At 61.9% G+C, this 20,292-nt stretch carries 15 protein-coding genes; 6 read left to right on the forward strand and 9 right to left on the reverse strand.

What is annotated here, in order from left to right:
- Positions 1-59 precede the first annotated feature (59 nt).
- Together J2W46_RS11165 and J2W46_RS11170 are read right to left on the reverse strand one after the other, a co-directional pair.
- Positions 60-1,268, reverse strand: coding sequence for an efflux RND transporter periplasmic adaptor subunit (locus J2W46_RS11165; protein ID WP_020068229.1), 1,209 nt, complete (start codon positions 1,266-1,268; stop codon positions 60-62).
- A gap of 45 nt (positions 1,269-1,313) precedes the next feature.
- Positions 1,314-2,168: an alpha/beta hydrolase gene (locus tag J2W46_RS11170; RefSeq protein ID WP_027777587.1), complete on the reverse strand. Its 855-nt coding sequence runs from the start codon at positions 2,166-2,168 to the stop codon at positions 1,314-1,316.
- A gap of 172 nt (positions 2,169-2,340) precedes the next feature.
- On the opposite strand from J2W46_RS11170, the gene J2W46_RS11175 reads away from it, so the two are divergent.
- Together J2W46_RS11175 and J2W46_RS11180 are read left to right on the forward strand one after the other, a co-directional pair.
- Positions 2,341-3,345 (forward strand): LysR family transcriptional regulator, encoded by a 1,005-nt coding sequence (locus tag J2W46_RS11175; protein WP_020068227.1) that lies wholly within the window; start codon positions 2,341-2,343, stop codon positions 3,343-3,345.
- 223 nt (positions 3,346-3,568) lie between these two features.
- A complete protein-coding gene (locus J2W46_RS11180) occupies positions 3,569-3,883 on the forward strand; it encodes a DUF4148 domain-containing protein (protein WP_020068226.1) in 315 nt (104 codons plus the stop codon).
- Positions 3,884-4,155: 272 nt separating this feature from the next.
- On the opposite strand, the gene J2W46_RS11185 is transcribed toward J2W46_RS11180, so the two are convergent.
- From J2W46_RS11185 to J2W46_RS11205, 5 genes are all read right to left on the reverse strand, one after another.
- Positions 4,156-5,229 carry a purine-nucleoside phosphorylase gene (locus J2W46_RS11185; RefSeq protein ID WP_310353655.1) on the reverse strand — a complete coding sequence of 358 codons (1,074 nt, stop codon included), beginning with the start codon at positions 5,227-5,229 and terminating at the stop codon, positions 4,156-4,158.
- 156 nt (positions 5,230-5,385) lie between these two features.
- Positions 5,386-6,291: a cation diffusion facilitator family transporter gene (locus tag J2W46_RS11190; RefSeq protein WP_310353659.1), complete on the reverse strand. Its 906-nt coding sequence runs from the start codon at positions 6,289-6,291 to the stop codon at positions 5,386-5,388.
- A gap of 157 nt (positions 6,292-6,448) precedes the next feature.
- Positions 6,449-11,302 (reverse strand): NAD-glutamate dehydrogenase, encoded by a 4,854-nt coding sequence (locus J2W46_RS11195; RefSeq protein ID WP_310353662.1) that lies wholly within the window; start codon positions 11,300-11,302, stop codon positions 6,449-6,451.
- Positions 11,303-11,412: 110 nt separating this feature from the next.
- A complete protein-coding gene (locus J2W46_RS11200) occupies positions 11,413-12,288 on the reverse strand; it encodes an alpha/beta fold hydrolase (RefSeq protein WP_310353665.1) in 876 nt (291 codons plus the stop codon).
- Complete coding sequence (locus J2W46_RS11205; protein WP_088173345.1) at positions 12,285-13,319, reverse strand: M14 family zinc carboxypeptidase; 1,035 nt, start codon at positions 13,317-13,319, stop codon at positions 12,285-12,287. Before J2W46_RS11205 ends, J2W46_RS11200 begins: the two co-directional genes overlap by 4 nt.
- Before the next feature lie 300 nt (positions 13,320-13,619).
- On the opposite strand from J2W46_RS11205, the gene J2W46_RS11210 reads away from it, so the two are divergent.
- From J2W46_RS11210 to gabD, 3 genes are all read left to right on the forward strand, one after another.
- The gene (locus J2W46_RS11210) at positions 13,620-14,456 is read left to right on the forward strand and encodes a DMT family transporter (RefSeq protein ID WP_310353667.1); all 837 of its coding nucleotides are present in this window, start codon (positions 13,620-13,622) and stop codon (positions 14,454-14,456) included.
- Between the two features lie 234 nt (positions 14,457-14,690).
- Positions 14,691-15,980 (forward strand): 4-aminobutyrate--2-oxoglutarate transaminase, encoded by a 1,290-nt coding sequence (locus J2W46_RS11215; protein WP_087753878.1) that lies wholly within the window; start codon positions 14,691-14,693, stop codon positions 15,978-15,980.
- An 11-nt stretch (positions 15,981-15,991) separates the two neighbouring features.
- Positions 15,992-17,452 carry an NADP-dependent succinate-semialdehyde dehydrogenase gene (gabD, locus tag J2W46_RS11220; protein ID WP_310353669.1) on the forward strand — a complete coding sequence of 487 codons (1,461 nt, stop codon included), beginning with the start codon at positions 15,992-15,994 and terminating at the stop codon, positions 17,450-17,452.
- Between the two features lie 69 nt (positions 17,453-17,521).
- Here the strand turns inward: gabD and J2W46_RS11225 are convergent, their stop codons facing one another.
- Positions 17,522-17,845 (reverse strand): DUF4148 domain-containing protein, encoded by a 324-nt coding sequence (locus J2W46_RS11225; RefSeq protein WP_020068216.1) that lies wholly within the window; start codon positions 17,843-17,845, stop codon positions 17,522-17,524.
- A 113-nt stretch (positions 17,846-17,958) separates the two neighbouring features.
- A complete protein-coding gene (locus tag J2W46_RS11230; RefSeq protein ID WP_131316788.1) occupies positions 17,959-18,966 on the reverse strand; it encodes a GlxA family transcriptional regulator in 1,008 nt (335 codons plus the stop codon).
- Between the two features lie 366 nt (positions 18,967-19,332).
- Here J2W46_RS11230 and J2W46_RS11235 point away from each other — a divergent pair, with 366 nt between their 5' ends.
- Positions 19,333-20,286, forward strand: a complete 954-nt coding sequence (locus J2W46_RS11235; RefSeq protein ID WP_087753882.1) for a choline ABC transporter substrate-binding protein — start codon at positions 19,333-19,335, stop codon at positions 20,284-20,286.
- Positions 20,287-20,292: the final 6 nt, after the last annotated feature.

A 20,292-nucleotide genomic window follows, 5' to 3' on the forward strand; every position in this document is an offset into this window, starting at 1 on the left:
GATGTTGGAGCAAGCGGTTGGAGCAAGGCGCCGCGCGTTCAATGCCGCGGCGGCGACGCTCACGAATTCTTGTCCGCTTTGGCGCGCGTCTGTGCAAGCGGCGCGCTGTTCGGGTCCTGGTCGGTCGTCATGGGCACCATGTGCGCGCGCACTGCATCGCCCGGACGCACACGCTGAATGCCGTTGACGACGATCCGGTCGCCCGCTTTCAGTCCGCCCTTCACGACGCGCAGGTTGCCCTGCATATCGCCGACGGAAATCTCGCGGTACGCAACGTGATTGTTTTGATCGACCACCAGCACGAACTTCTTGTCCTGGTCGGTGCCCACGGCGGCGTCGTCGATCAGCAGCGCGGGATGCGGCTCGCTGCCGCCCACTTTTACGCGTGCGTAGAGGCCCGGAATCAATGTGCCGTCCTGGTTATCGAAACGCGCGCGAACGCGAATCGTGCCCGACGACGTATCGAGCCGGTTGTCTACCGACTCGATCACGCCGTTGCGGGAGTAGCCGCTTTCGTCGGCGAGACCGAGTTCGACCGGCACCTTGCCGCCGTCTTTTGCACGACGCAGGTATTGCAGATACGTTTGTTCGTCGGCGTCGAACGATGCGTAGATCGGCGAAACCGACACGAGCGTGGTGAGCGGCGTCGAGCTCGCGCCCGCCGACACCACGTTGCCCACCGTGATTTCCGCACGCGACACACGGCCCGAAACCGGCGCAACAATCTTCGTGTAGCCGAGATTGATGCGCGCGGTTTCGAGCGCGGCTTGCGCGGCCTTCAGGTTCGCGCTCGCTTCCCGCGCGGCATTCTGCTTCTCGTCGTAGTCACGCTTCGCGATTGCGTTGTCGGTGATCAGGCGCTGCGCGCGCTCCCAGTCGCTTTGCGTGTAGCCGGTGCGCGCCTGCGCGGCCGCGAGCTGCGCTTCCGCTCGGGCCACTTCCGCCGCATACGGGCGCGGGTCGATCACGAACAGCGTGTCGCCTTTCTTCACGAGCGCGCCGTCCTTGAAGTTGACCGACACGATCGTGCCAGGCACCTGTGAACGGACGTCCACTTTTTCTACCGCCTCAAGGCGGCCCGAATAGCTCTGCCAGTCAGTAATGGTTTTTTGCACCACAGTGGCGACATCGACTTCCGGCACGATGGTCGGCGCGGCAGGCGAACTGGCGTCGACACGAATTGCGCCGAACGTGCCGAGGCCGGCTACGACGATCACGGCTAGCGCGGCTATCGCCACACGGCGACGGGAAAGAGGAAGAATGGTCATTTGAAGCTCCCGGTATCGTTGATTGAAGTTCTGCTTATTTGTGTTTCATCGATGGGCGCGCGCATCGAAGCGCCACTGAAAAAATCGCACCGCTTCCTGCAAGGCGGGCGGATGATCGGCCAACGCCGCATGCGAGACGGCCGGATAGCGGACCACCTGGGTCAGCACACCTGCGTCGATCAGGCTGCTCGCGTATTTCTCCGCCTCGACGTGCAGCACGTCGTTTTGCGCCGTCGCGATCAGCGTGGCCGGCAAGCCCGCGAGTCGCGACGATTCGAGCGGCGCCGCATACGGATGCATGCGTTGCGACGCTTGCGGCAAGTACGCGCGGTAACAAGCCGCGCACTCTCTCGCCGTGATGTCCGAGCCGAGGCGCTTTTCGTCGCCAAGGCGGGTGAGACTCGGGTCCAGCATCGGCCCGAACAAAGCCTGCGCGGCAATCTGCACGTCGCCGCGATCACGCGCGATGAACGCGAGGCAATTGGCCAATTGCCCGCCGGCGTCATGGCCCGCTACGCCAACCTTTCTGCTATTGCCGCCAAAAGCGCGCGCCCGCGTCTGGACCCACAATGCCGCGCGATGCGCGTCTTCAGGCGCGGCGGGGAACGGAAACGCCGGCGCCAGCGAATAACCGACCGACACCACCAATGCCGGTAAATGTTCTGCGAAATAACGCGAGGCGAAGTCGGCTTGATCGATAGATCCCTTCGTAAAGCCGCCGCCGTGAAAATAAAGCAGTACTGGCAGTGCGGTTTTCTTTCCCTGCCGGTACAAACGCAATGTGATGTCCTGAGCGTGCCCTTCTATCTGCACGTCAGTGACTTCGAGTGCCGTGCTGTCGGCCTCTACCGGTGCACTGCCGGTGGGCTCAAAGGAGTACGGCGGTTTAAATGCTTGCATGTCGAGCCGCGCAATGCGCAAAGAACTTCAATGGTGCGAATTGTGGGTTCGGCAGACTCGTAAATAAATGCCTATAATCCGGCAACACAATTCGGCGCCCCTGAACAATCCATCCGATTGCTCCGCGGATTCGAATCCTGATCAGTACGCCTGCCCCTTCTGGAGGTTTGCAATGGACCGGCTTCAGGCCATGCAAGTGTTCACACGCGTTGTCGACACCAACAGCTTTACCCGTGCGGCGGAAACGCTCGACCTGCCCCGCGCATCGGTTACCACGATCATTCAGAACCTCGAAGCGTTCCTCGGCACGCGGCTCATGCACCGCACTACGCGGCGCCTGTCGCTCACGCCGGACGGCGCCGCTTATTACGAGCGCTGCGTGCGCATTCTCGCGGACGTCGAAGAGACCGAGGCCAGTTTTCAGAGCGGCAATAAAAAGCCGCATGGCAAGCTGCGCATCGACATGCCGGGCTCGATCGGCCGCTTGCTGGTGATTCCTCAACTATGTGAATTCCACACGCGCTACCCGGACATCGACCTGCAACTCGGCTTGTCGGACAGACAGGTCGACCTTTTGCAGGAAGGCGTGGATTGCGTGGTGCGCGTCGGCGCACTCCAAGATTCTTCGCTGGTGGCGCGGCGTATTGGCCTATTCGAGGGCGTGACGTGCGCGGCCCCGGAATACATTGAACGGGCCGGCATGCCGACTTCGCTCGACGACCTGGAAAATCACAAAGCAGTCAATTACTTCTCCAGCCGTACGGGACGCACGCTCGACTGGGCGTTTATGGTTGATGGCAAAGAGGTTGAAGTAAAAATGAAGGGCATTGTGTCGGTCAACGACGCCGATGCCTACGTGACCTGCGGGCTGGAAGGTTTTGGCCTGATTCAGCCGGCTCGTTTCATGGTGCTGCCGCATCTGCGTTCAGGCCAACTGGTTGAAGTACTGCCAGAACTCAAGCCTTTGCCGATGCCGATTTCCGCAGTCTATCCGCACAGTCGGCATCTGTCGCCTAAAGTCCGTGTTTTCGTAGACTGGATCGCCGAAGTATTCGATCGCTGCCCATTGCTGAGCGGCCGCGGTGCGCTCGATGCAACATGCTCGCAACGCACACTGGAAGAACGCGAGTCGGCTCCGGCACTCGACACGCCGATTATTTCGGAATGGGTCGCGTAATTCAATTAGATTGAAGTACAAAATCTGGAACAGTGAATTCCAACCGCGGCGCTAATGCCGCGGTTGTTGTTTGAGCCCGTGTTTATAGGGGTCGTCGCGCGATTGTTCCGAAATCGCGACAATTCATTTCGCGAAAGCGCGATTTATCGAGGCCGGCTCGAAGTCTACATTTCACCCTGTCGCAGCACCCCTCGTGCTGCAAACGAATCGACAGGAGTGAATCATGAAACGCAATCTTCTCGCAGGTCTTGCTCTCTCGCTGCTCGCCAGCGCGCCGGTATTTGCACAAAGCAACGGCGGCGGCAACGGCATTGGCCACGCCGGTTCTTACCAGACTCAACCCACTTCGACGACGAGCGGAAAAACGCGCGCCGAAGTGCAGGCTGAATTGGTTGCCGCATATCGTGACGGTTCGTTGCCCGCGCTCAATCGCACGAGCTACCCGAACAAAGGTCTGATCGGCCAGACGCAGGCCGCACGCATCGCGTTGCAGGAAGGCACGAGCGGCGACGTCACGCGTGTGGCGAATGGTCAGTAACGGGCAATAAGCAAAGCACGAGCGGAGCAACAAGCGGGGCATTGAGCAAAGAGGAAAGCAAACGCCAGAATCGTTAGTTTTCCGGAATAAATGCAGATCGCCTCGCTAGCTTTCCAGTCTTTAGAAAAAGGAGCACATCATGACACCATCGGAACTCGATCATTGGGATACGGACGCCGCCGTCTGGACACCGTATCGCGCACCACAACATTGAGTGTCGCGCGCCATTGCAGTGCGGGCCGCATGAAGCGGCCCGCACTGCAATTAGCTGGTTAGCGTTTGGGCACGCCCTCGCGCCATTCGCTCCAGTGCGTGACAATGTCCTGAACGAGCGGATTACCCGAGCGGTACAGATTTTCGAGAGCAATCGTGAAGCCGCCTTGCGCGGAGTAGTTCAGCAGGTTGTCGGCGCTGGTCTGTCCGTCGTACGGACGGTCGAAATCAGAGCCCGCACGCACCACGGCAACGCGGTTCAAATCGACCTTGTGCACCGAAGCCGCGCGTTTTAGCGCTTCGTACGTGGCATTGTCTTCCTGCTGCGTGGTGCAATACACGCCTTTTTGATCCGTCAGGATCTTGGTCCAGTCGCGAGCCCGTTGCCCGAGCAGCGTGCCCGACCACCACGTATCGCCGGCGAGCGTATCGCATTGAATGACGGTCGGCGGACGATTAGCCGGCGCGTATGAATACTTCGCACGCGCGGCCTGCGCCTGCGCGTTGTCGGAAAGCACCACATTGCGCGACAGGGCGAATGCGGTATCGGCGAGTTGCGTATTGAGCTGGAACACTTCGGTCCGGTAATCGAGCGGCGGCTTTTCTGACGGGCTCTTTGTGTTGATGCCGAGATAGCCAGTATTCCAGTCGGCCGGAATCTCGCGCCCGTCGATCTCCCATTGAATGCCGAAGTCGACGAGATATTTGGCCCACGCAGCGGAGCCGACCGTGCCCTGTTGAGGATCGATGCCGGCAATACCCGCCACCATGAAATACGTATGCCGCAAATCGAATCGCGGTGAGAACGTCAATGCCATGATCGACGCGGCCGCGTTCGTGTGACCCATGCCGGTCGTCATTACGCATACGTCCTGGCGGTTGCAATGTACTGCCGGGTAATCGGGTGACAGGCCGTCTACCGGAATATCGCGCCATGGCCCGAGCTTATCGAGCCACACCTGGCCCTCCGGACCAAACATCGAAATAATCATCACCTTGACTGGCCGCCCGCGCGAGCCGCCGCCGTCATGCGAGAAAGCGTCGTTGTCGTCCGCGCTTGCCGGCCCGGAAGTAAAGGCTGTGCATGCCGCGAGTGCAATGACCGAGAGAGCGTTAAACGTGCGAGTCAGCATCGTGATCTTCCTTTTGCTTGTGATGCAGTTTGGGAGAGTGCCGCCTTCAAGCCGAAAGAAGTATAGATGCGAAGAAATTATTTTCCACTACAGGAAGTGTCGATTGCGTAACTCGCGCAAAGCCCTGCGCGAGTTACGTGCGCGGAAAAAGCACGGTTAAACGCGCGGCACGTCTGGTTCAAAAAATACCCAGCGCACCTGCGGAAATGCGGCTTGCAGATCTGCCTCGATCACGTTGATCGCGTCGACCATCGCGCGGCCGCTCGCGTAGTCGATCATCTCAGCCTGCACGGCGACCACTACATGACGTCCCCATTGCAGGGTAATCATGTTGATGATGCTGCGAATCTCACCGCGGGCGCGCAAATGCGCCTCGATTGCGCGGCGCACTTCAGGGCTTGCCGATTCGCCGACGATCATTGACTTCACCTCGCGCGCCACGAGGCCGGCAATCACCATCAGCAGCAAACCAACGGCGATGGAACCCAGCGCGTCATAGACAGGATTGCCGGTCACCAAAGTGAGCAGCACGGCCACGAAGGCCATTCCCAGGCCGGCCAGCGCGGCAATATCCTCGCCCGCGACCACCAGCAACTCGGACTCGCGCGTTTCCCGGAACCAGCGCCAAAGCGATTTCTCGGGGTGCACCTTGCGGATCTCCTTCATCGCGCCCCACAGCGAGAAGGCCTCCAGCACCACGGAGACGCCGAGCACTACGAGCGCGACATACGCATACTGCAGCGGCTCACGCGCGACCAGGCGATGCACGCCTTCGTACACTGAAAATGCGCCGCCGACAAAGAACAGCAGCAGCGCGACCAGCAGCGAATAAAAGTTGATCTCGCGCCCGCCGCCCATCGGATGCAAAGGGCTTGCGGGTCGGCGCGCCTGGCGCAGGCCGAAAAGCAGCAGCAGTTGATTACCGCAGTCGGCGGTGGAGTGAATAGCTTCGGCGAACATCGAACCGGAGCCGGTGAACGACGCAGCGGCGAACTTGCAGACGGCAATGCCAAAGTTGGCGGCAAGCGCATAAATAATGGCTTTCGGCGATTCTTCTTTCATCGTCGTGGAGGGCGTTAGTTGATTTTCAAAAGGCTTTCACTTGCCGGGAATCCGTATTATGGACATGCCGGGCAGCGTGCGTCCAACCGCGGTGCTATGCGCACCGCGTGCGTGGACCTTTGGCCAGCCTTTCTTTACCGCTTCATCCACGCAATGCTCATGCCCTCTCGAGCGCAGCCATTTCCCGAACAATCACCAGCAGCATCGACAGGCTCGCTCCGCCGGTGGCCCTCAGGTCGGCAAGCAGGCGCGCATAACGCTCGAGCTGCGTGGCGCGCTTCTCGCGCCACGCCTGAACCAGCGCGTCCGGCGTGGCTGCCTCGTCGGCGCCGGCAAGCGCGCTCATCGTGAGCGCGCGTTTGAGTCGCGCAAGTTCGGCCAATGCGGACGCGCGCGCCAGCATGTCCCAGTGCGACGGCGCGGGCAGCGCGGCCGCGCGTTCGCTGATCCAGTTGTAGTTGAGCAGCGTGCCGAGCGCGAAATACACACCCGCCACCAGTTCGAGCTTGCGCTCGCACGTGGACGCTACTTCTGCGATGTCGAGCAGCGCCGCTGAAATCTCGCCGCTCGCAATGCGCACCGCGAGTTCGCTATCAACCCCGGCGTCGACCAGCACACGCTGGCGTTCGGATAGCGCTTCGAGATCGGCAGCCGGCAGCAAAGCGGGCCATTGCGGCGCGAGACGCTGCGCGGCGTCGCGGCAACGCGCGAGCAGACCGGTCACGTCGTCGCTGTTCACGCCCGGCGACGACAGATGTCGCAGGAACCACAACGCCGATCGTTCGACGAGCCGCGCGACCTCGACAAACATGCGAGCCTGCACGTCGTCGGCGACGCGGTTATCCAGCGCGTCGATGCTGCGCCACACATCGTCGAGATCGAACACATCGCGAGCCATGATGCAGGCCCGCACGATGTCGCCGGGTTGCGCATCGGTTTCCTCCATCAGCCGATGCACGAACTCGCAGCCCACGCGGTTCACCAACGCGTTGGTTAGATGAGTCGCAAGGATTTCGCGGCGCAGAGGATGACGCTGCATCGGCTCACTGAAGCGCTGGCGCAAAGGCCTCGGAAAATATTCGATCAACATGTCGCTGACGAGCGGGTCTTCGGGCACCGAAGAATCGAGTAGCGCGTCGTACAGCCACATCTTGCTGTACGCGAGCAGCACCGCGCGCTCCGGCGTGGTGAGCCCTTGTTTCGCGGCCTGCCGCTCGGCCACTTCTTCGTCGTTCGGCAGAAACTCGATCGCGCGGTTCAGGCGGCCGGCGCGTTCCAGATAGCGCATGAGGCGCGTTTCAGCGTCGAGCAGTTCGACACCATAACGGCCTGCAATCGAGAGCGCCTGAGTCTGGTAATAGTTGTCCGTCAACACCAGCAGGCCGACTTCGTCGGTCATTTCCGCAAGCAACGCGTTGCGTTGCTTGGCGGTCATCTCGCCGTCGGCCACCACGAGTCCCAGCAGAATCTTGATGTTGACCTCATGGTCGGAACAGTCGACACCTGCGGAGTTGTCTATTGCATCGGTATTGATGCGGCCGCCGCGCTGCGCAAACTCAATACGGCCGAGTTGCGTGAGCCCCAGGTTGCCGCCTTCGGCTACGACCTTGCAGCGCAAGTCCGCGCCGTTCACCCGGATCGCATCGTTCGCCCGGTCGCCAACCTGCAGGTGCGTTTCACGTGAGGCCTTCACATACGTGCCTATGCCGCCGTTGTAGAGCAGGTCGACGGGCGCCTGCAGAATCGCGCGCATCAGTTCGGCCGGCGAGAGCGCCGCTGCGCTGATGCCGAGTACCGATTGCACGGCCGGCGAAAGGGCAATGGTCTTGGCCGTGCGCGGAAACACGCCGCCGCCCGCTGAAATCAGCGAAGGGTCGTAGTCGGCCCAACTCGATCGATCGAGAAGAAAGAGACGTCCGCGCTCGGCAATACTGGCTGCCGGATCGGGATTCGGGTCCAGGAAAATATGCCGATGATCGAACGCGGCCACGAGCCTGATATGCGGCGACAACAGCATGCCATTGCCGAACACGTCGCCGGACATATCGCCGATACCGACCACCGTGAAGTCCATCGTCTGCGTATCGACGCCCATTTCGCGGAAATGCCGCTTGACGGACTCCCAGGCGCCGCGCGCCGTGATCGCCATTTTCTTGTGGTCGTAGCCGACCGAGCCGCCCGACGCAAACGCGTCGTCGAGCCAGAAACCGTATTCCTGCGAGATCGCGTTCGCGTAGTCGGAAAACGTGGCCGTGCCTTTGTCCGCGGCGACCACCAGATACGGATCGTCGGGGTCGTGCCGCACTACGTCGCGCGGCGGCACGACCGTCGTGCCCGCGAGATTGTCGGTCAGATCGAGCAAACCGCGCAGGAACGTTTGATAGCACGCAATGCCTTCGCGCATCCATGCGTCGCGTTCCGATTGCGGCGGCGGGTTCTTCACGACGAAGCCGCCTTTCGAGCCGACCGGCACGATCACGACGTTCTTCACCATTTGCGCCTTCATCAGACCCAGCACTTCAGTGCGGAAATCCTCGCGACGGTCCGACCAGCGCAAGCCGCCGCGCGCCACACGTCCACCGCGCAAATGCACGCCTTCGACGCGCGGCGAGTAGACCCATATCTCGAACATCGGCTTGGGCTCCGGCAAGCCGGGCACCTGCGCCGGATTGAACTTGAACGATAGATACGGCTTGGGCTTGCCGTCAGCATCGAAGACGTAATAGTTGGTGCGCTGCGTGGCTTTGATGACGCCGAGAAACTGCCGCAGTATCCGATCCTCGTCGAGATTGGGGACCTGGTCGAGCGCGCTGTCGATCGTCTTCAGCAAATTCGCCACGCGCGCCTCACGTGTGCCGGCCAATGACGGGTCGAAGCGCGCGATGAAGAGTTCGACCAGCATGCGCGCAATCGCGGGATTGCCGGTCACCGCGCGTTCGATATACGCATCGCTGAAAGTCGAGCCCACCTGACGCAGATACTTTGCGTACGCACGCAGTATCGTCACTTCGCGCGCGCTCAGTTGCGCGCGTAGAACGAGGCGGTTGAAGTCGTCGCTTTCTATCGCGCCGGTCCACACCTGCTCGAACGCATCTTCGAAAAGATCCTTCACGCGCTCGATATCGAACTCGGCGTCGTCGACCACTTCGAGCCCGAAGTCGTGAATCCAAGCAGGTGTCGCGCCCAGCGCTTCGATCAGATACGGCCGCTCTTCATCGACACGCACGCCCAGGTGTTCGAGCATCGGCAAACTGCGCGACAACGCGATCGGCATTCCCGCTCGATAGACCTTGAAGCGGAATGCGCGCGGCCCGGCTTCGATTGGACGATACAGGTTCATCGCGAGGCGCTCGCTGCCCTGCACGCGCTCGATCAGTTCGATGTCGCGCACCGCCGTGCGCGCGGCATAGTCGTCGCGATAGCCGGGCGGAAACGAATCCGCGTAGTGCTGCAGCAGACGATTGCCCTGCTCTTCACCGAACGCGTCGAGCAGCGCATCGGCGAGATCGTCCTGCCAGCGGCGCGACACCTGCACGAGACGTGCTTCGAGTTCGCGCGTATCGACATCGGGCATGCCGCCCGGTTTTGCATGCACGACGAAGTGAATGCGCGCGAGCGTGGATTCGGAAAGCAGCGGCGTGAACTCGACGCTCGCTCCGTTGAATGCTTCAGTAAGCAGATTAGCGATACGTTGCCGCAAATCGGTGTTGTACTTGTCACGCGGCACGAACACGAGACACGACACGAAGCGGTCGAAGCGGTCGCGCCGCACAAACAGGCGCGTGCGCTGATGCTCCTGCAAACGGAGCACGCCGAGCGCGATATCGTAGAGCTGGTTCTCGTCGGCCTGAAACAGTTCGTCGCGCGGATACGTTTCCAGCACCGTCACGAGCGATTTCGCCAGATGACCTTTCGGCAAGAATCCGGCCCTCCTCACGATGTTCGCGCACTTGCGCCGAACGATCGGAATCTCGGCCGCCGACACAAAATACGCGGTCGACGTATAAAGGCCGATGAAGCGCCGCTCGCCGACCACCTTGCCGTCAGCACCCGCGAGTTTGATGCCTACGTAATCCAGATATCCGGGCCGATGCACGGTTGCCCGCGAATTGGCCTTGGTCAGGAAGATCGGCGAGGCGCTCGAAATGATTTCGGCAGCGGCCGGCGGTAAGACCGTCACCTCTGGCGTCGCTGCGGCGCCATCCGTTGCACGCAGTTCATCGCGCATGATGCCGAGGCCCGAGCCGGGCACCGCGCGCAGTCCGTAGCCCGTGCCCTGCTGCACGAGTTCGTAATCGCGGTGGCCGAGAAAGGTGAAATGGTCGGCGACCATCCATTCGAGAAACGCGCGCGCTTCCATCGCATCCGGCCCGCTCTCGCCGACTTTCATGGCCTTGATCGTGACGCGTGCGAGTTCCACTATCTTCGGCCAGTCTTCAACCGCGGCGCGCACGTCGCGCAGCACTTTCGCGATGTCGTCGCGCAGCGCGTCCAGTTTCGCCGCGTCGCCGCAACGGTCGACTTCGAAGTGAATGAACGAAGCCAATTGCGAGCGCGTGTCGGCAGCTTCTTCCGAGCCCTGCGTCACACGCGCGATGTCGCCGTCGGGCCCGCGCCAGATGCGAAACACCGGATGCACGACCGAATGCAACGCGAGACCTTGCCGATTGACCGCCATCGAAACGGAGTCGACCAGAAACGGCATATCGTCGTTGACGATTTCTATTACCGTGTGATCGGAGTGCCAGCCATGCTGCTCGAGAATCGGGTTGTAGACGCGCAGCCTTTCCCTGCCGGGCACAAAGCGTTGCGCGGTCTGCCAGTGGGCAAGCGCGGCGCCGTACAGATCGGGAATGGAGCGGCTTTGCAGATCGTCGACGTCGACGAAATCGTAGTAGTGCCGCAGAAAGGGCTCGACGATGTGAAACGTCGGCTCGGGCAAGCGCGCTCGTGCAAACTCGACGACATCGTTCAGCAAGTGCGTGACGGCTTCTTCGTTCTTTGCTTGCATGATGAACTCCCCGGCTGTCGGCAGTGGCGGGTATCGCCCGGATCGCATGCATCGTCTGAACAAGGATTATGCGCCTGCATGCCGCAATGCGACCCATGCACCGACTTAGGTTATACCCGCTGCCCGGCCTTATGCTGCAGGCGCGCAATCGCCATTTGCCGTACATGGTCCGCTTCGGCGGCTTCGGCGGCTTCATGCGCGAGCCATGCACTCACCTGTTCGCCGACCCACGCGGGATCGTCGTGCGGCAGGTCGTGGCCTGCCCATGCATGTTGGCGATGACGCGCGCCCCACGCTGCGGCCAGCTTCGCGGAGCAAACCGGATCGACGAGCCGGTCTTCATGCGAAGACAGAATCAGCAGCGGACAAGCCGGTTTGGCCGCGCCTGCGGTAAAGCGCGCCGCCGCCGATAACTGGCGCAACGCATTGCCGCGGCTCACCGGCGCGCTGCGGCGAATCATGCTCCATGATTGCAGATCGGCTTCAAGGGTATCGACGTTGTTGCACGTCAATCGATGAATGGCGGACTCAGCGCGCACCGTGTCGTTCCAATGCATGGCTGTTGTCAAAAGATCCGGCCATGCGGACGGACGCAGCCGTTCGTGTACGCGGCTGAACGGACGCATGCTCGTGTTGATCAACACAAGGCGCCCAATTTCGTCGGGGTACCGTTGCGCCCAGGCAGTCGCGACCATGCCGCCGAGCGACATCGCCAGCACGTTGAATGGGCCGCGCGTGGATAGATCCGTTGGATCGGCGCCGACCGTGCTCGTGCCGTTCGCCCCTCCTTGCACAGCAGCAATGCGCACGAAGTCGACCATTCCGGCGACGGTCGCTGGCGCGCGCAAGTGTGCAAATTCGCCGTTGCCCGGCAAGTCGATCAAGCTCACGCCCGAAGCGCCCGCGGCTTCACGTAACACATCGGGCAAACGGCCCCAGTGACGTGTCTCGCGTGTCAGTCCGCGCAGCAGAATCCACGTGCTCATGCGTTGTCCGGTCTGTACCAGTGATCGATCGCGCTTTGCAGCAATTGCTCGCGGCGGTTGCCTTGCGGCAGCCAGCGCTGCGCCGAAAAAACGGCGCGCGCCAGAAAATCGAGCAGGTTCGCGTGGCGCCGCAAAACACGCGCCGTGCGATGCGCCTTCACCGGATTGAAGATTCCCTGACGCGAGAACAATTGCCGCGGGTTCTTCTTGATCCATAGCCACGAACCGAGTTCTAGCGTCATCGGCAGAAAGACGTTGGGTGCGGGCGCGCGGTCGTACGCGAAGTCCCACAGATCGCCGTGCAGCAGATATTGATGGCTCTGCGGCTCGAACGTATAGCCGTGATGCGGATGCGAACGCTCGAACATGGTTTTCAGCACGTACATTTCCGGCAGATGCGGCATCAGCTTGCGCGTGCGCGCATACGGAAACCAGATGCTGTCGTTCCAGCCGTAACCCGAATGGCAATCGAGCGCGATGCTCAAGGGCCGCGCGGCCAGTTCCGTTTCGACTACCTGCAGCAGCGCGGCGGCCTCGGCTTCCATCGGGGCGCCGCGGCGTCCGCGATACCACGGCAGCCACGCACCGACGCGCTGGCCGCCCGCCAGCAGCGGCACGCGCTCGTCCGCGTTTTGCGGCGCGTTGCGCATCAGGTCGACGCCGTTCGGATTGGCTCGCGTGGCCGCCCACATGCCGCCCGGATTGACGATCGGCACGAAGATAAGGCGAATCGACTGAAGTTGCCGGACCAGCAGTTCGTCCCATTCGAGCCGTGCAAGCAGCGCGCGCATGTAATCGAGCACGAGTTGCGAGCCGATTCGCTCGAGTCCATGAATGCCGCCGAAGAAGCCGATGGCCGGCGCGCGCGGATCGGTCGAACCGATGCTCGCGGTATGCACGCCGAAACGCCGGCCACGCACCGTCGTCTCGCAGAGCGTGCGGATCGCAAAGCTTGCACTGCCCTGATCGAGGATCGCCTTGAGATCTTCGTACTCGGCAAAGCTGTCGGGAAGAAAGCTCAAAGGCTGCATGGGGGCGTCGCGAGGAGTGCTGGGTGTCGGGGACGGCACGGCGAATGAAGCAATATAGCCTGGCCGCAGGCCCGGATGCATGACGGCTGCGCAGCGATGAAACGCTGACATACGCGCGTCATATTAACGTCGCATGGACGTCATCATGACGTCACCCGGGCCACCACAAATCGCCTCCTTTTTCCCCATAAAGCCCCTCCATTTTGGTCGTGCACTCATCCATTTGCGTCTTCTGCTGGAATAATCACGGGCTTGCGGCCGGCAGTCAGGCCAGCCAACCTAGCCCTGTCCTGACCTTCGATGGAAACCCTTGTCGTCCTGCTGGTCCTGCTGTCGGCGCTCCTGCACGCCACGTGGAACGCCTTCCTGCATCTGTCCGAAGACCGTGTGTGGCTGCTCGGCATGATGGCGATTCCCTACCTCGCCGTGAGCGCGGTCGGTGTGATCGTCCTGCCGTTGCCGGCGCCCGCCGCGTGGCCGTATATCTTTGCGTCGGTGGTCCTGGAGTTCGGCTATCTGCTGGCGCTGATTCGCGCCTATCGAAGCGGCGACTTCGGGCAGATCTATCCGATTGCGCGCGGTCTGTCGCCGATGCTCGTCTTCGTCGGTGCGCTGGTGTTCGCGCATGAATCGCTCAAACCGCTCGCCGCGATAGGCGTCGCGCTGGTGTCGATCGGGATTGTCTCGCTCGCGTTTCGCCGCAGCATGCGCTTCTCCGGCGAGAGCGTGCCGTTCGCGCTGTTGACGGGATTTTTCATCGCGACATATTCGGTCGTCGACGGAATCGGCGCGCGCGTCGCAGGCAATGGCCTTAGCTACATCATGTGGGTCTATCTGATCTGGAACGTGCCGCAGTTTCTGCTCGCATGGCATTGGCGCGGCGGCGCCAAAGGGCTTTTCATCGGCCGCTCGGTGGTGCTCAAAGGCATGGCGTCCGGCGCGCTCGCGCTCGTCGCGTATTGCCTGATCATCGAGGCATACCGTTATCTGCCCATTGCGATGGTCTCCGCGCTACGCGAGTTGAGCTCGATCTTCGCGGTGTTGATCGGCTGGCTTTTCATGCGGGAAAAGCTCACTGCGCGGCGCATCGTTGCATGTGCACTGGTGACGTTGGGTGCGGTGCTGATCCGGATTTGATGCTGGCGGCGCGGCCAGCGGCCTTGCGCTGACAAGTTGCCGCTTAGGAACTGCGAATTCTCAATCTCGAACTTCGCCTGGCGTGCTCACGCACGCGCCGCCCTTCTCCTCAGCGCCCCCAATTGGCTCCAACGTTTTCATTTAAATGGCTCTGAAGCTAAGAGCCAAATCTAACTATAGTCGCTCCATGTGCCGCGCGACGCGCGGCGTCCGCCGACACAGAGGAGCCACGCGATGAACCTGAAGAACGCAGAATTGAAGAGCCGCAAGGATGCCGCCACGCCGCGCGGCGTCGGCGTGATGTGCGATTTCTATGCAGAGCGTGCGCAGAACGCGGAACTATGGGATGTGGAGGGTCGCCGCTTCATCGACTTCGCTGCGGGAATCGCAGTGTGCAATACCGGCCATCGTCATCCAAAGATCGTCGCCGCCATTCGCGACCAGCTGGACCGTTTCACGCACACGGCGTATCAGATCGTGCCGTATGCGTCGTATGTGGAACTCGCGGAAAAGCTCAACGAGCGCGCGCCTGGCGATCATCCGAAAAAGACCGCGTTTTTCACGACCGGCGCGGAAGCCGTTGAAAACGCGATCAAGATTGCACGCGCCGCGACCGGCCGTCCGGGCGTGATTGCCTTCACCGGCGGCTTTCACGGCCGCACGCTGATGGGCATGGCGCTGACCGGCAAGGTCGCGCCGTACAAGGCGGGCTTCGGTCCGTTCCCATCCGACGTATTCCATGCTCCGTTCCCCAATCCGCTGCATGGCGTGAGCACGGCCGACTCGCTGAAGGCGATCGAATTCCTGTTCAAGGCCGACATCGATCCAAAACGGGTGGCCGCGATCATCTTCGAACCGGTTCAGGGTGAAGGCGGGTTCTATCCCGCGCCGGCCGAGTTCGTGCGCGCGCTGCGCAAGCTCTGCAACGAGCACGGCATTCTGCTGATAGCCGATGAAGTCCAAACCGGCTTTGCCCGCACCGGCAAGCTGTTCGCAATGCATCACTACGACGTGGTGCCCGATCTGATGACGGTTGCCAAGAGTCTCGCGGGCGGCATGCCGCTGTCGGGCGTGATTGGCCGCGCCGACGTCATGGATGCGGCGGCGCCCGGCGGGCTCGGCGGCACCTATGCGGGCAACCCGCTGGCGGTGGCCGCCGCGCTTGCGGTGCTCGACATCATTGACGAAGAGAAGCTGTGCGAGCGCGCCACGATCCTCGGCGACCGCGTCAAGGCGAAGCTGATCGCGCTGCAAAACGAGGCGCCGCAAATCGCCGACGTGCGTGGCCCGGGCGGCATGGTGGCCGTCGAGTTCTGCAAGCCTGGCAGCACGGAACCCGACGCTGAATTCACGAAACGCGTGCAAACACGCGCGCTCGAACGCGGCTTGCTGCTGCTCGTGTGCGGCGTCTATTCGAACGTGGTGCGCTTCCTGTTCCCGCTGACGATCGAGGACACAGTCTTTGACGAAGCGCTTGCGATTCTCGAAGACGTCATCAAGGACAGCGTAGCTGTCGCAGCTTGAGGAAACGCCCAATGACCACGCTCACTCTCAAAGACCCGGCTCTGCTGAAGTCCCACGCCTATCTCGCGGGCGAATGGCAAGGCGCCGACGACGGCTCTACCTTCGAAGTTGTGAATCCCGCAACCGGCGAAGTCGTCGCGACGGTGCCGCGCATGGGCACCGCGGAAACGCGGCGCGCCATCGACGCCGCCAACGCCGCATGGCCCGCATGGCGTGCAAGCACCGCCAAGCAACGCGCCGTGATCCTGCGCAAATGGCATGACCTGATGCTGGAGAACGCCGACGACCTCGCGCTCATTCTCACCACCGAGCAAGGCAAGCCGCTTGCCGAGGCAAAAGGCGAAATCCAGTACGCCGCCTCGTTCCTCGAATGGTTCGCGGAAGAAGGCAAGCGCGTGAACGGCGACACCATTCCGACTCCCGCAAACGACAAGCGCATTGTCGTGACGAAGGAGCCCGTCGGCGTTTGCGCGGCCATCACGCCGTGGAATTTCCCGGCCGCCATGATCACGCGCAAGGTCGGTCCGGCGCTCGCAGCGGGCTGCCCGATCATCGTCAAGCCGGCTGAAGCGACGCCGCTTTCCGCGCTCGCGCTCGCCGTGCTGGCCGAACGCGCAGGTGTACCGCGCGGCGTGTTCAACGTGGTGACGGGCGAGCCGAAAGCGATCGGCGCGGAAATGACCGGCAATCCGATCGTGCGCAAGCTGTCGTTCACCGGCTCGACGCCCGTTGGCCGTCTGCTGATGGCGCAGTGCGCGCCAACGGTAAAAAAGGTGTCGCTCGAACTGGGCGGCAACGCGCCGTTCATCGTTTTTGACGACGCGGATCTCGACGCCGCCGTGGCCGGCGCGATTGCATCGAAATATCGGAATAGCGGCCAGACCTGTGTTTGCACGAACCGCTTCTACGTGCACGACAAGGTGTACGACGCGTTCGCCGCGAAGCTGCGCGCCGCCGTCGAGCAACTGGCCGTGGGCCGCGGCACCGAGGCAGGCGTCACACAAGGTCCGCTGATCAATGAGGCGGCGGTGCTCAAGGTGGAGTCGCATATCGAAGACGCACTCGCCAAAGGCGCGCGCGTCGTGACGGGCGGCAAGCGTCATGCGCTCGGTCACGGCTTCTTCGAGCCGACCATACTCGCGGATGTCACGCCCGACATGAAAGTGGCGCGCGACGAAACCTTCGGTCCGCTTGCGCCGCTATTCCGTTTTTCATCGGACGAGGAAGTCATCGCGCTTGCGAACGACACCGAGTTCGGACTCGCGTCGTATTTCTATAGCCGAGACATCGGACGCGTCTGGCGCGTCGCCGAAGCGTTGGAGTACGGCATGGTCGGCATCAACACAGGACTCATCTCGAACGAAGTCGCTCCGTTCGGCGGCGTCAAGCAGTCGGGCTTGGGGCGCGAAGGCTCGCACTATGGCATCGACGACTACGTGGTCATCAAATACATGTGCGTCGGTGGCATCTGAATGCAAAAACGGCACGCAAAAGCGTGCCGTTTTTTTTCGCGCGGCGAAAAGCGCCGCGCCGCTGTTCCGTTACTGCCCGACGTAGACCGGAGCCGAATACGAGCTCGACGTCACTTCAGCGCGGTTGCCTGCTTGCGACGAGCCGTTCGTTGCCGAACCGTAGCCGCTCGTTTGAGCCGCACGGTTCTGTGCGGCGACGCGCGCTTCGGCAGCCTGAATATTTGCCGGGTAATCGTAGTCGTTCGACGTTGCCGGGTTATATCCCGCCTTCTCCAGCTGGATCAGTTCCGCGCGGACCTGAGCGCGGGTAACCGGCTGGTTCGATTGCGCGAAAGCGGCGAGCGGTGCAGAGATAAGAGCGGCGATAACAGCAGCTTCGATCAGGGATTTCATGATTACTACCTCCAGAGATTGTTCTGTGCTGGGCTGAAGGCGGTTTGTCTTCAGCAGATGGACACAGTTTAGGAGGCCAGGAACCTAGGGTAAACCCCAGATCATAGAATTCACTATTGTCGTATTTGTGATAATTCAGCCGCGTGCGCGCTGATTAGCGCGTTCTTCGACACGAGACCGCCGGTCACCTGACGGTCGCTGCGCGGGCTTGCGCCGAATCGCGCGCGATAGGTCCGCGAGAAATGCGACGGTGATTCAAACCCGCACGCGACGCAAATCGACGTAATGGACATGTCGGTCTGCTGCAGCAACTCACGCGCGCGAGCAAGGCGCAACTGCAGATAGAAATGCGTCGGCGTGTCCTTCAGCGACGCGCAGAACAGCCGTTCGAGTTGCCGGCGCGTCACGCCGATCTCCTGGGCGAGCCGGTCGGGCGTCAACGGCTCTTCCATATGCTGCTCCATCACGCCGATCACCTGAATCAGCTTGCGGTTGTGCACGCCGTAGCGCGCGGCGATCTCCATGCGTTGATGGTCGGAGCGCTGACGGATGCGGCTCACCACGAACTGCTCGGACACCGCCGAAGCCAGCGCCGCGCCGTGCTTGCGGCCGATCAGGTCGAGCGTCATGTCGATCGACGCGGTGCCGCCTGCGCATGTAATGCGCCTCGCGCCGATTTCGAAGAGTTCCTGACTGGCATTCAGCGACGGATAGCGCTCGCGAAACGCCGACAACGCCTCCCAATGCACGGTCACGTTGTCCTCGCCGCCGAGCAGCCCAGCTTCCGCGAGAACGAAGCTGCCCGTGTCTATCCCGCCGAGCGTCGCGCCGGCCCGGTCCAGGCGCCTGAGCCACTCGGCCAGTTCGCGCGTGTAGCAGGCGAGCGGCTCGAAGCCCGCCACCACGAACAGCAGCCGCGCATCGTTCACTTCGGCGATGGCCGCGTCGGCGTTAATCGAAATGCCGTTGCTGGCTGCGACCGGTGTGCCGTCGAGGCTCACGATGCGCCAGCGGTAGAGCTCGCCGCGAAAGCGATTGGCAACGCGCAACGGCTCGACCGCCGACATGAAGCCGATCGCCGAAAAACCAGGCAGCAGCAGGAACGATATCTCTTCAGGCATTGCGCGGGACCCGGTCAGATGCGAAGACGAAGATGCGAGACGAAAGCGGCAAGCGCAAGCCGCCCCGCGGTTCCGGGCGAGCGTAGCAAGGGCGTCGCGGGCGGGCAAGGCGTGCCAAAAATCTCCCAGCCAATTGCTGCGTTGCAACCGCACGGCAACGTCGGCGCATGCTGGTTTTCCCTTGTTGTCGCGTGGAAGCAAGAACGGGTCGCTGACGGTCGCTTTGGCGGCAATATGGGGCATTAACGTTAGGGCATCGAGGCAGGCGATTTCGTGAGATGGCAGCCGTGCCTTGCAGCCTCACCGGTAAGCGGTCCATTCGACAACGCGCGGTTAAACGCGCACAAGCGTCAATAGGGGAACGTCATGGAATTACGCATCAAAACGCGGCTGGCCCGGCTTGCGTACCTCGCCGCCGCCGTTACCGCGCTGCCTGCGTTTGCGCAGGACCCGGCCGCCTGCCGCGCCGTGCATTTCGCGGACATCGGCTGGACCGACATCACGTCGACAACTGCCCTTGCGTCTACCGTTTTCGAGGGGCTCGGTTACCAGCCGGTCACCACCGTCGCTTCCGTGCCGATTTCGTTCGCGGGCCTGAAGAGCAAGCAGCTCGATGTGTCGCTCGGCTACTGGTGGCCGGTGCAGGAAAAAGCCATCGCGCCGTTCGTCGAATCGAAATCGATCCAGGTGTTGCAGCCGCCCAATCTGACGGGCGCAAAGGCGACCTTCGCGGTGCCCGCTTATGCGTATGACGCGGGCCTCAAAACATTCGCGGACATCGCCAAACATCGCGATCAGCTCGACGGCAAGATCTACGGCATCGAACCCGGCAGCAGCGCGAATGCTGCGATCCAGAAAATGATCGCGACCAACCAGTTCGGTCTCGGCGGATTCAAGCTGATCGAATCGAGCGAAGCGGGCATGCTCGTTTCCGTGGACCGCGCGATCCGCGACAAGAAATGGGTGGTGTTTCTCGGCTGGGAACCGCATCCGATGAACATTCAGATCGACATGAAATACCTGTCCGGCAGCGAGGGCGTATTCGGTCCGAACGACGGCGAAGCCCGCGTTTATACGCTGACGTCGCCCGATTATCTGACGCGTTGCCCGAACGCCGGCAAGCTCGTGAGCAACCTGCGCTTCTCCACGCAACTGGAGAACCTGGTCATGCAATCGGTGATGAACAAGCAAAAGCCCTCGGATGCCGCGAAGGCTTATCTGAAGAAAAACCCGCAAGTACTCGACGCATGGCTCGCCGGCGTCAAGACCTACGACGGCAAGGACGGTTTGCCCGCGGTCAAGGCCTACCTCGGGCTATGAGTCGGC

Origin of the sequence: Paraburkholderia strydomiana, assembly GCF_031456815.1 — a bacterium.
GTDB lineage: Bacteria > Pseudomonadota > Gammaproteobacteria > Burkholderiales > Burkholderiaceae > Paraburkholderia > Paraburkholderia caledonica.